Annotated in this window: 12 protein-coding genes; 10 read left to right on the plus strand and 2 right to left on the minus strand. The window is 62.8% G+C overall.

Features of this window, described 5'->3' with window-relative positions; genetic code table 11:
• The first annotated feature begins 68 nt into the window (after positions 1–68).
• Both motA and motB read left to right on the plus strand, forming a co-directional pair.
• Positions 69–920, plus strand: a complete 852-nt coding sequence (gene motA / locus J4D52_RS00635) for a flagellar motor stator protein MotA (RefSeq protein ID WP_007921402.1) — start codon at positions 69–71, stop codon at positions 918–920.
• A gap of 3 nt (positions 921–923) precedes the next feature.
• On the plus strand, positions 924–1964 hold the full coding sequence (gene motB / locus J4D52_RS00640; protein WP_025808085.1) for a flagellar motor protein MotB: 1041 nt from the start codon (positions 924–926) through the stop codon (positions 1962–1964).
• An 87-nt stretch (positions 1965–2051) separates the two neighbouring features.
• Here the strand turns inward: motB and rsgA are convergent, their stop codons facing one another.
• Positions 2052–3083: a small ribosomal subunit biogenesis GTPase RsgA gene (rsgA, locus tag J4D52_RS00645; protein ID WP_009046685.1), complete on the minus strand. Its 1032-nt coding sequence runs from the start codon at positions 3081–3083 to the stop codon at positions 2052–2054.
• A 107-nt stretch (positions 3084–3190) separates the two neighbouring features.
• Here rsgA and orn point away from each other — a divergent pair, with 107 nt between their 5' ends.
• A complete protein-coding gene (orn, locus tag J4D52_RS00650) occupies positions 3191–3733 on the plus strand; it encodes an oligoribonuclease (protein ID WP_007921399.1) in 543 nt (180 codons plus the stop codon).
• A gap of 174 nt (positions 3734–3907) precedes the next feature.
• Positions 3908–4522 (plus strand): trimeric intracellular cation channel family protein, encoded by a 615-nt coding sequence (locus tag J4D52_RS00655; protein ID WP_169915460.1) that lies wholly within the window; start codon positions 3908–3910, stop codon positions 4520–4522.
• On the opposite strand, the gene queG is transcribed toward J4D52_RS00655, so the two are convergent.
• Positions 4504–5583 carry a tRNA epoxyqueuosine(34) reductase QueG gene (gene queG, locus J4D52_RS00660; RefSeq protein WP_025808083.1) on the minus strand — a complete coding sequence of 360 codons (1080 nt, stop codon included), beginning with the start codon at positions 5581–5583 and terminating at the stop codon, positions 4504–4506. The two genes, J4D52_RS00655 and queG, sit on opposite strands and share 19 nt — an antisense overlap.
• Positions 5584–5646: 63 nt before the next feature.
• Here queG and J4D52_RS00665 point away from each other — a divergent pair, with 63 nt between their 5' ends.
• The 6 genes from J4D52_RS00665 to hfq all read left to right on the plus strand — a co-directional run bounded on the left by J4D52_RS00665 (position 5647) and on the right by hfq (position 11628).
• Entirely contained in the window at positions 5647–6507 is an 861-nt protein-coding gene (locus tag J4D52_RS00665) for an NAD(P)H-hydrate dehydratase (RefSeq protein ID WP_063428001.1), read from the plus strand.
• Entirely contained in the window at positions 6495–6965 is a 471-nt protein-coding gene (gene tsaE, locus J4D52_RS00670; RefSeq protein WP_025808080.1) for a tRNA (adenosine(37)-N6)-threonylcarbamoyltransferase complex ATPase subunit type 1 TsaE, read from the plus strand. Before J4D52_RS00665 ends, tsaE begins: the two co-directional genes overlap by 13 nt.
• Before the next feature lie 3 nt (positions 6966–6968).
• Complete coding sequence (locus J4D52_RS00675) at positions 6969–8396, plus strand: N-acetylmuramoyl-L-alanine amidase (protein WP_196762704.1); 1428 nt, start codon at positions 6969–6971, stop codon at positions 8394–8396.
• On the plus strand, positions 8393–10303 hold the full coding sequence (mutL, locus tag J4D52_RS00680; protein WP_063428003.1) for a DNA mismatch repair endonuclease MutL: 1911 nt from the start codon (positions 8393–8395) through the stop codon (positions 10301–10303). The genes J4D52_RS00675 and mutL overlap by 4 nt, the downstream gene beginning before the upstream one ends.
• Positions 10303–11274 carry a tRNA (adenosine(37)-N6)-dimethylallyltransferase MiaA gene (gene miaA / locus J4D52_RS00685; RefSeq protein WP_025808078.1) on the plus strand — a complete coding sequence of 324 codons (972 nt, stop codon included), beginning with the start codon at positions 10303–10305 and terminating at the stop codon, positions 11272–11274. Before mutL ends, miaA begins: the two co-directional genes overlap by 1 nt.
• A gap of 93 nt (positions 11275–11367) precedes the next feature.
• Entirely contained in the window at positions 11368–11628 is a 261-nt protein-coding gene (gene hfq, locus J4D52_RS00690) for an RNA chaperone Hfq (RefSeq protein WP_007921378.1), read from the plus strand.
• Positions 11629–11630 lie beyond the last annotated feature (2 nt).

The following is an 11630-nucleotide window of genomic DNA, read 5'->3' on the forward strand; positions in this document are numbered from 1 at the left end:
GTAGAAGAAGAGTTTTAAGAACTTCCGAATATGACCTTGAACCCGACTCAGTAAGTACCTTCCTACCTATGGCTAAAATTATCGGCATCATCGTCGTGTTCGCGAGCGTGCTCGGCGGATACGTGCTTTCTCACGGCAAGATTGCCGCCCTGATCCAGCCTTTCGAGGTGCTGATTATCGGTGGCGCCGCGCTGGGGGCGTTCCTGCAGGCAAACCCCGGCTACATGACCATGCACGTGCTCAAGAAGTCCTTGGGGATGTTCGGTTCGCGCTTTTCCCAGACCTTCTACCTGGAAGTGCTGGGGCTGATCTACGAGATCCTCAACAAGAGCCGTCGCGAAGGCATGATGGCGATCGAGGGCGATATCGAAGACGCCGCCGCCAGCCCGATTTTCGCCAAGTACCCATCCGTACTCAAAGACGAGCGCATGACCGCGTTCATCTGTGACTACCTGCGCATCATGTCCTCCGGCAACATGGCTCCCCACGAGCTGGAAGGCCTGTTCGACATGGAGCTGTTCAGCCTCAAGGAAGACCTCGAGCATCCGTCCCATGCGGTCAACGGCATCGCCGACGGCATGCCGGGTTTCGGTATCGTCGCGGCGGTACTGGGTATCGTGGTGACCATGGCGTCCCTGGGCGACGGCGACCAGAAGTCCATCGGCCTGCACGTAGGTGCGGCGCTGGTCGGTACCTTCTTCGGTATTCTCGCGGCCTACGGCTTCTTCGGCCCGCTGGCCCATTCCCTGGCGCATGACGCCAAGGAAGAGCTGAACGTCTACGAAGCCATCAAGGCTTCCCTGGTGGCCTCGGCTTCCGGCATGCCGCCATCGCTGGCCGTGGAGTTCGGGCGCAAGGTGCTGTACCCGGCGCACCGTCCAAGCTTCGCCGAGCTGGAACAAGCGGTTCGCGGTCGCTAAGCCATGGAAAACAATCAGCCGATTATCATCAAGCGCGTCAAGCGCTTTGCCGGCGGGCATCACGGCGGGGCGTGGAAGATCGCCTTCGCCGACTTCGCCACGGCGATGATGGCGTTCTTCCTGGTGCTGTGGCTGCTGTCCACCGCCACCCCGGAACAGAAGATCGCCATCGCCGGTTACTTCAAGGACCCGATCGGCTTCTCGGAAAGCGGCACGCCCTACATCATCGACCTGGGTGGTTCTCCCGAGCTGGCGCCGGAAAATACGCTCAACCCCGAGATCAAGTCGCAGCCGCAGCCGGACAAGGTTACGGTCGACACCGATCAGGTCGAGAGCATGGCCGAGCAGGTGGAAAGAGAGCGTCTGGAGCTGTTGCTGCAGGAGTTGCAGAACAAGGTCGAAGAAAACCCGCAGTTGCAGAAGTTCAAGGACCAGATCCTGTTCGAGATCACTCCGGACGGCCTGCGTATCCAGATCATCGATTCGGAAAACCGGCCGATGTTCGACTCCGGCAGTGCGCGTCTGAAGCCGTACTTCGAGGACATCCTGCTGGCCATGGCCGACACCATCAAGGCGGTGCCGAACAAGATCAGCATCAGTGGTCACACCGATGCCAAGCCTTACGCGGGCACTGGCGATTTCGGCAACTGGGAGCTTTCGGCCAACCGTGCCAACGCCGCGCGTCGGGCGCTGGTGGCGGGTAGCTATCCGGACGGTCAAGTGGCTCGTGTGGTGGGTTATGCCTCGTCGTCGTTGTTCGATCGCAAGGATCCGTTCAATCCGATCAACCGGCGTATCGACATCGTGGTGCTGACCAAGAAGGCCCAGCGCGCGATCGAAGGTGAAGTCGCTCCCGAGGCTCCGGCACCGACCCAGGGCCAGGGCGCCCCGGGTGAAGTGCCGGCCGATCCGAACGCCTTGCCCCCGGAGCAGGAGCCTTTGCCGGCCCATGAGCTGCGCGAGCGCCTGAATATCTTCGACGACGCTGCACCGAAGACCGAGGGCGCGGCTGCCCCCGCAGCTACGCCTCCCGCTGCGCGGTGATGGGTAAAAGCAGGCTCTGTTAAAGAGTGCTCGATAAAAAAGGCCGCGATCATCGCGGCCTTTTTTGTTTCTGCGTGGGGCTACTTATTAGTAGCTGCTGTCCGGCAGGCTGGCGATGATCGAGCGATAGCTGTTCATCCTTTGCTGTTGGATCCGGCCATCTTCCAGGGCCTTGAGCAGGGCGCAGCCCGGTTCACGGTCATGCTTGCAGTCACGGAAGCGGCAGGTGCCCAACAGGTCGTTGAACTCGATGAAACCTGCTTCGACATCGGCGCGGCTGACGTGGCCCAGGCCGAATTCGCGAATCCCCGGGGAGTCGATCAGTTCGCCGCCGCCCGGGAAGTGGAACAGGCGCGCGGTGGTGGTGGTGTGGGTGCCCTGGCCGGACAGTTCCGATAACGGGCCGACGCGGGTTTCGACGTCCGGCAGCAGGCTGTTCACCAGCGACGACTTGCCCACGCCAGACTGGCCGACGAATACGCTGATCCGTCCGTCCAGCTGCGCTTGCAGCTGTTCCATGCCATTGCCGTGGTGGGCCGAGACTTCCAGCACTGGATAGCCCAGTTGCCGATAGACCGCCAGCAGGGCGTTCAGGGCAGGGGCGTTCTGCTCGTCGATCAGGTCGAACTTGTTGAGCAGCAGCAGCGGGCGGATGCCGGCATGTTCGGCCGCTACCAGGTAACGGTCGATCAGGTTGGCATGGGGCTCGGGCAGCGGGGCAAAGACGATCACAATCATGTCGACGTTGGCAGCGACCGGCTTGAGCTGGCCGCGGCTGTCCGGACGGCAGAGTTCGGTGTGGCGCGGCAGTTGCGCGACGATCACGCCGATGCCCTGGTTGCCCGGACGCCAGACCACCTGGTCGCCAGTCACCAACGCCGGCAGGTTGGCGCGCAAGTGGCAGCGGAACACCTGGCCGGCCAGTTCGCCTTCGCGCGCCTCGACCTCGACCTGCACGCCGAAGTGGGCGATCACCAGGCCGGTCTGTTCGGGGCCGAGATCGCCGCCTTCCAGTGCTTCCACGGCAGAGGATTCACGTTTGGCGGCGCGGGCGGCGCGTTCGCCTTGAATCTTTTCGATGCGCCAGTTTTGGCGACGATTGAGCTGGCGTTTGGCCATTGGTGTTCCGTGTCGAGAATGCGGCGGTTAGGTAAAACGGCCGCGAGTTTAGCACGCCAGCAGGTCCCTCTAGGCTAAACTGCGCAACTACGCCGAGGAGCCCACACATGCAAAACCCGCAGAATCTGATCTGGATCGATCTGGAAATGACCGGTCTGAACCCTGATACCGACGTCATCATCGAGATGGCGACCATCGTCACCGATAGCAATCTCAATACCTTGGCTGAAGGCCCGGTCATCGCCATCCACCAGAGCGACGAAATTCTCGCCGGCATGGATGAGTGGAACACCCGTCAGCACGGCGGCTCGGGGCTGACCCAGCGCGTGCGTGAAAGCCGCATCAGCATGGCTGAAGCCGAAGCGCAGACCATCGCTTTCCTGGAACAGTGGGTGCCCAAGGGCAAGTCGCCGATCTGTGGCAACAGCATCTGCCAGGACCGGCGCTTCCTGTATCGCCATATGAAGGCGCTGGAAAGCTACTTCCACTACCGCAACCTTGACGTTTCCACCCTCAAGGAACTGGCTGCCCGCTGGGCGCCGGACGTGCGCGACAGCTTCAAGAAAGGCAGCACCCACCTGGCCTTGGACGACATCCGCGAGTCCATCGCCGAGCTGCAGCATTACCGCAAGCACTTCATCAAGCTCTGATGGTTCGGCGTTGAACTCATCGCGGGCAAGCCTCGCTCCTACAAGTCCGCGTGATCCGTAGGAGCGAGGCTTGTCCGCGATAGGCGCGTTGCACTCTCCAGCAATTCCAGCTGGCGCCCCCTTTTGGTGCCAGCAGCAACTGAGTAGACTGCGCGCCTTCCTGTAAGGACCGCCATCATGCTGCTGATGCTTTACCTGATTGCCATTACCGCCGAAGCCATGACTGGCGCCTTGTCTGCCGGTCGTCGCGGCATGGACTGGTTCGGGGTGGTGTTGATCGCCTGCGTCACGGCCCTGGGCGGCGGTTCGGTGCGTGACGTGCTGCTGGGGCATTACCCGCTGACCTGGGTCAAGCACCCGGAATACCTGGTGCTGACCTCGGTCGCGGCCCTGGTGACCATCTTTATCGCGCCCTTGATGCGCCATCTGCGTTCGCTGTTTCTGGTGCTCGACGCCGTGGGGCTGGTGGCGTTCACCCTGATCGGTTGCATGACCGCGCTGGAAATGGGCCACGGCATGGTGGTGGCATCGGTCAGCGGGGTGATTACCGGGGTGTTCGGCGGCATCCTGCGAGACATCTTCTGCAACGATATTCCGTTGATCTTCCGTCGCGAGCTGTATGCCAGCGTCTCGTTCGCCGCGGCCTGGTGCTACATGCTCTGCATCTATCTGCAGTTGCCCGGCGAGCAGTCGATCCTCATCACCCTGTTCGGCGGTTTCCTACTGCGCCTGCTGGCGATCCGTTTCCACTGGGAAATGCCCAAGTTCGTCTACAACGACGAGCAGTGACGGCTGGCGTGTTGCTTCAGCGCCCACTCCACATGTTCGCGCACCAGTTCTGACGGGTAGTCCCGACGTGCCTTCAGGGCCTCCAGCACCGGAATGCTCGACGGCGCGTTGCCCAGCCCCACCGCCAGGTTGCGCAGCCAGCGCTCGTAGCCGGCGCGGCGCAGCGGCGAGCCTTCGGTGCTGCTGAGAAACTTGTCCTCGTCCCACATGAACAGTTCGGCCAGTTCGGCATTGTCGAGGTTATGCCGTGGCTTGAAGTCGCCTTCGCCGGAAGGGCGGGCGAAGCGGTTCCACGGGCAGACGATCTGGCAATCGTCGCAGCCGAACACCCGATTGCCGATCAGTGGGCGCAGGTCTTCGGGAATGGCATTTTTCAGTTCGATGGTCAGGTACGAAATGCAGCGCCGGGCGTCCAGTACATAAGGGCCGACAAAGGCATTGGTCGGGCAGATGTCCAGGCATGCCGTGCAGCGGCCGCAATGCTCGCTGGCGTGGGGCTCGTCCACCGGCAATGGCAGGTCGACGAACAGTTCGCTGAGGAAGAAGTAGCTGCCGGCCTTGCGGTTGAGCACCAGGGTGTTCTTGCCGATCCAGCCGAGCCCGGCCTGTTCGGCGATGGCTTTTTCCAGCACCGGGGCGCTGTCGACGAAGGCGCGATAGCCGAACGGGCCGATTTCCTTCTGGATGCGCTCGGCCAGTTGCTGCACGCGCTTGCGGATCAGCTTGTGATAATCGCGGCCCAGGGCGTAGCGCGAGACATAGGCTTTTTCCGGCTGGGCCAAGCGTTGCGCCATCTGGGTGTCGCCGGGCAGGTAATCCATGCGCAGGGACACCACACGCAGGGTGCCAGGCACCAGTTCGTCCGGATGGGAGCGTTTGCTGCCGTGGGCGCCCATGTAGTCCATTTCGCCGTGGTAGCCCGCTTCGAGCCAGCGCTCCAGGTGCTGTTCATGCTCGGCCAGGTCCAGGCCGCTGATGCCGACTTGCTGAAAGCCCAGCTCGCGGCCCCAATCCTTGATCGATTGGGCGAGGGCGGGCAGATCGGTGGTAATGGCAGGCATGAGGCGAGAGAAACCGGGGCTGAGGTGCGTATAATTCTGCCAGACATCGGAGCCCGAAGACGCATGCCGCAGACAAAACACCCTTTACCCGACATTCAGCTGCTGACGCCCGGCACGTTGCCGCGGCTGGCTGCCCGTTCGCCAAACGCCCATAAAGGCCAGTTCGGGCATCTGTTGCTGATCGGCGGCGATCGAGGTTTTGGCGGTGCGGCCCTGCTCTGCGCCGAGAGTGCCTTGCGCAGCGGTGCCGGGATGGTGTCTCTGGCGACGCGCAGCGAGCACGTTGCGGCCGCTCTGGCGCGGATTCCGGAGGTCATGGCCCAGGGCACCGACTCGGCCAACCAGTTGATGGGCTTGCTGGAGCAGGCCTCGATCATCGTGGCGGGCCCCGGTCTGGGGCAGGCGGCCTGGGGGCGCAGCCTGTTGTCTGCCGCCGCCAATGCGCCACGGCCCCAGGTGTGGGACGCCGACGCGCTCAATCTGCTGGCCAAGGGCGGTTTGACCTTGCCGCCGAACAGCGTGATCACCCCGCATCCGGGGGAGGCCGCACGTCTGTTGGGAGTCTCCACTGCGGACGTACAGGCGGATCGTTCGGCCGCCGCTCAAGCGTTGAGCAAAAAATACACAGCTGTTGCCGTCCTGAAGGGCGCCGGAAGTCTGGTCGCCAGCCCTGATGGCCGCCTGGCCCGCTGCGACCGGGGGCATCCGGCCATGGCCACGGCGGGGTTGGGGGATGTGCTGGCCGGTCTGGTCGGGGCGCTGCTGGCCCAGGGGATGCCGGCGTTCGATAGCGCTTGCCTGGCGGTCTGGCTGCATGCCGTCGCGGGCGAGCATCAAGGCAAATTGGGCCGGGGGCTGGCGGCCAGCGATCTGATTCCGGCCATTCGTCAGTTGCTGGAGGAGCAAGCACCGTGTCTGAAATAACCCTGTATCTGGCAGACGAAGACGCCATGATCGCCTTTGGCGCGCGCCTGGCGCAGATCACTCAAGGGCTGGGCGTGATCTTTCTGGAAGGCGATCTGGGGGCGGGGAAAACCACGTTGTCCCGGGGCCTCATCCGTGGCCTGGGACATGCCGGTGCGGTGAAAAGCCCGACCTTTACCCTGGTCGAGCCCTACGAGATCGGCGATGTGCGGGCCTTTCACTTCGATCTTTATCGCCTGGTCGATCCTGAGGAGCTGGAGTTTCTCGGCATCCGCGATTACTTCGAGGGTGATGCTCTATGTCTGATCGAGTGGCCCCAGCGTGGTGCGGGCTTTTTGCCAAAGCCGGACCTGACCATTACCATTAGCCCGCATAACAGCGGGCGTTCCCTGCATTTGTTGTCGCAAGGCTCGCGTGGCGAGGCCTGGTGTGCCGCTTTGGCGTTGGAATTCAAATAATTGATGGGGTTAGGTATGCGCATTCGCGCGTTGGTTGCTGTCGTAGGACTGTTGCTTACGGCATTGGCCGTCGACGCTCTGGCCGCTACACAGGTCCGTAGCGTTCGCCTGTGGCGGGCACCGGATAACACTCGACTGGTATTCGACCTGTCCGGTCCGGTCCAGCACAGCGTCTTCACCCTGACGGCCCCTGATCGTCTGGTGATCGATATCAACGGTGCGACCCTCGGCGGGCCGCTGAATGTCTCCACGGCGAATACGCCGATTACCGCCATGCGTTCGGCCCAGCGCACGCCCACCGACCTGCGGGTGGTCGTCGATCTGAAAAAGGCTGTCACCCCCAAGAGTTTTACCCTGACGCCCAATGCCCAATACGGTAATCGCCTGGTGGTCGACCTGTTCGACAACCCGGCGGATGCAGCGCCGACGCCGCCACCCGCGCCGAATGTCGCGACCGTGCCGGCCGTCCCGGTAACGCCGACCAAGCCTGAGATCAAGCTGCCACCTGCCCCGGCCGGCAAGCGCGATATCGTCGTGGTCATCGATGCCGGTCACGGTGGCGAGGACCCGGGCGCCTCCGGCTCTCGCGGCCAGCATGAGAAAGACGTGGTACTGGCCATCGCCCGTGAGCTGCAGCGCCAGATCAACGGCCTCAAGGGCTTCCGCGCCGAGCTGACCCGTACTGGTGACTACTTCATCCCGCTGCGCGGTCGTACCGAGATCGCGCGCAAGAAAGGCGCTGACCTGTTTGTCTCGATCCACGCCGACGCGGCACCGTCCCGCGCGGCTTTCGGGGCCTCGGTGTTCGCGCTCTCCGACCGTGGCGCCACGTCCGAGACGGCCCGTTGGCTGGCGGACAGCGAAAACCGTTCCGACCTGATCGGCGGGGCCGGCAACGTCAGCCTCGATGACAAGGACCGGATGCTTGCCGGCGTATTGCTGGACCTGTCCATGACGGCCTCGCTGACTTCCAGCCTCAACGTCGGCCAGAAAGTGCTCAGCAACATCGGCCGGGTCACCCCGCTGCACAAGCAGCGCGTCGAACAGGCCGGGTTCATGGTGCTCAAGTCTCCGGACATTCCGTCGATCCTGGTGGAAACCGGCTTTATCTCCAACGCCAACGAAGCCTCCAAGCTGGCCACTGTCAGCCATCAGCAGGCACTGGCGCGCTCCATCAGCAGCGGCGTGCGGCAGTTCTTCCAGCAGAACCCTCCACCGGGCACCTACATCGCCTGGCTGCGTGATTCCGGGAAGATTGCCCAGGGGCCTCGCGACCACCGCGTGAGCCCGGGGGAAACCCTGGCGATGATCGCCGTGCGTTATCAGGTTTCCGCCGCCACCTTGCGCAGCGCCAACAACCTGAGCAGCGATGAGCTGAAAATCGGTCAGACCCTCACCATCCCGGGTACAGAACTGGCGGCCAAGGAATGAATGACGCAGTAATCAGCAGCGCCCGCATCGAGCTGCTCAGCCCGCGACTGGCGAACCAGATTGCCGCCGGCGAGGTGGTCGAGCGTCCGGCCTCGGTGATCAAGGAGTTGCTGGAGAACAGCCTGGACTCCGGCGCCAAGCGCATCGATGTGGACGTCGAGCAGGCGGGTGTCAAACTGCTGCGGGTGCGTGACGACGGCAGTGGGATTTCCGCGGACGATCTGCCGCTGGCCCTGGCGCGTCACGCCACCAGCAAGATCCGTAACCTCGAGGACCTGGAACAGGTCATGAGCCTGGGCTTTCGTGGTGAGGCACTGGCGTCCATCAGCTCGGTCGCCCGCTTGACCCTGACCTCCCGCACCCGCGAGGCCGATCAGGCCTGGCAGGTGGAAACCGAAGGCCGCGACATGGCGCCGCGCGTGCAGCCGGCGGCACACCCGGTCGGTACCTCGGTGGAAGTCCGCGACCTGTTCTTCAACACCCCGGCCCGGCGCAAGTTTCTCAAGGCTGAGAAAACCGAGTTCGATCATCTGCAGGAAGTGATCAAGCGCCTGGCCCTGGCGCGTTTCGATGTGGCCTTTCACCTGCGCCACAACGGTAAAAGCGTCCTCAGCCTGCATGAGGCCAACGATGATGTGGCGCGTGCGCGGCGGGTAGCGGCGGTGTGCGGTTCGGGCTTTCTCGAGCAGGCGCTGCCGATCGAAGTCGAGCGTAACGGTTTGCATCTGTGGGGTTGGGTAGGCTTGCCGACCTTTTCCCGCAGCCAGGCGGACCTGCAGTATTTCTACGTCAACGGTCGCGCGGTGCGCGACAAACTGGTGGCCCACGCGGTGCGCCAGGCTTACCGCGACGTGCTGTTCAATGGTCGGCATCCGACCTTTGTGCTGTTCTTCGAAGTCGATCCGGCGGTGGTCGACGTCAACGTGCACCCGACCAAGCACGAAGTGCGCTTCCGTGACGGGCGCATGGTCCACGACTTCCTTTATGGCACCCTGCACCGCGCCCTGGGCGATGTCCGGCCGGAAGACCATCTGGCGGCGCCGGCAGCGGTCGCTGGCATAGTGCGGCCGAGCGGGATCGAGGCTGGCGAGTTCGGCCCCCAGGGTGAAATGCGCCTGGCGGCGAACATGACGCTGGAACAGCCGCAAGCCCAACCGGCCTTCAACCCGCCGGGGGCTGGCTCGGGCGCGGGTTATCAGTACCAGTACACGCCGCGTCCGCAGCCAGTGCTGCCGGCGGCCGAGGCGCAAAGCGCCTATCGCGAGTTCTTCGCGCCCTTGCCTGAGTCCGGGGCTGCGGCCTTGCCGGATGCCCAGGGCGATATCCCGCCGCTGGGTTATGCGCTGGCGCAGCTCAAAGGGATCTATATCCTCGCGGAAAACGCCCAGGGCCTGGTGCTGGTGGATATGCACGCGGCCCACGAGCGGATCATGTACGAGCGCCTGAAGGTGGCGATGGCCAGCGAAGGCCTGAGTGGCCAGCCGCTGCTGGTGCCAGAGTCGATCGCTGTCAGCCAGCGCGAAGCGGATTGTGCCGAGGAGCACGTCAGCTGGTTCCAGCGCCTGGGGTTCGAGTTGCAGCGCCTGGGGCCGGAGTCGCTGGCGATCCGGCAGATTCCGGCCTTGCTCAAGCAGGCAGAAGCCAACCGCCTGGTGCATGATGTCCTGGCCGACCTGATGGAGTACGGCACCAGCGACCGTATCCAGGCGCACCTCAACGAGCTGCTGGGTACCATGGCCTGCCACGGTGCGATCCGGGCCAATCGCCGTCTGGCCCTGCCGGAAATGAACGGCTTGTTGCGCGACATGGAAAACACCGAGCGCAGCGGTCAATGCAACCATGGCCGGCCGACCTGGACCCAATTGGGCCTGGACGATCTGGACAAACTCTTCTTGCGCGGTCGTTGATGAGCCAGCTTCCCCCAGCGATCTTCCTGATGGGCCCGACTGCCGCTGGCAAGACCGACCTGGCCATCGAACTCACCAAGGTTTTGCCTTGCGAACTGATCAGCGTCGATTCGGCGCTGGTCTACCGCGGCATGGACATAGGCACCGCCAAGCCTTCCAAGGAAATCCTGGCCGAATTTCCGCACCGCCTGATCGACATTCTCGACCCGGCCGAGAGTTATTCGGCGGCGGATTTCCGTACCGATGCGCTGGAGGCGATGGCCGATATCACCGCACGCGGCAAGATTCCGCTGCTGGTAGGCGGCACGATGCTCTATTACAAGGCTTTGCTCGAAGGCCTGGCCGACATGCCGCCGGCCGACCCACAGGTTCGCGCCGAGCTGGAAGAAGAGGCTGCGCGCCTTGGCTGGCAGGCCCTGCACGACCAACTGGCGGCAATCGACCCCGAATCGGCGGCGCGGATTCATCCCAATGATCCGCAGCGCCTGACCCGGGCGCTGGAAGTCTATCGGGTCAGCGGCCTGAGCATGACCGCCCATAGACTGCGACAATCTGCGCAAAGTACTGAAGCAGCCGCTTCGGGACGGGGACAATTGCCCTATACTGTCGCGAACTTGGCCATTGCCCCGGCAAACCGTCAGGTACTGCATGAGCGCATTGCACAAAGATTCACAATTATGTTGGAACAGGGATTCGTCGACGAGGTCGTAGCTCTGCGTTCTAGAAGTGACCTGCATGCCGGGTTGCCGTCTATACGTGCTGTAGGCTACCGACAGGTCTGGGATCATCTGGATGGCAAGCTGACATTCGCCGAGATGCAGGAGCGCGGCATCATTGCCACGCGCCAATTGGCGAAGCGCCAGTTCACCTGGTTACGCAGCTGGGCTGATTTACACTGGCTGGACAGCCTGGATTGCGACAATCTGCCACGCGCCTTGAAATACCTGGGAACGGTCTCCATATTGAGCTGAGTCCTTGCAATTGCCGTCTATCCTTGGGGGTGGGGCGGTTTTAGCCATCTGTTTTCCGATTTTTTATTATTGATCCTTAAAGGAGTGCGGCACATGTCAAAAGGGCATTCGCTACAAGACCCTTACTTGAATACTTTACGTAAAGAGAAAGTTGGGGTTTCCATCTATCTGGTCAACGGGATCAAGCTGCAAGGTACGATCGAGTCTTTCGACCAGTTCGTCATCCTGCTGAAGAACACCGTCAGCCAAATGGTTTACAAGCACGCTATCTCGACAGTGGTACCGGTTCGTCCAATTCGCCTGCCTAGCGCATCCGAATCCGAACAGGGTGACGCTGAGCCAGGTAACGCCTGATA

The sequence above is a fragment of the Pseudomonas sp. GW460-12-10-14-TSB1 genome, from assembly GCF_017349775.1.
GTDB lineage: Bacteria > Pseudomonadota > Gammaproteobacteria > Pseudomonadales > Pseudomonadaceae > Aquipseudomonas > Aquipseudomonas piscium.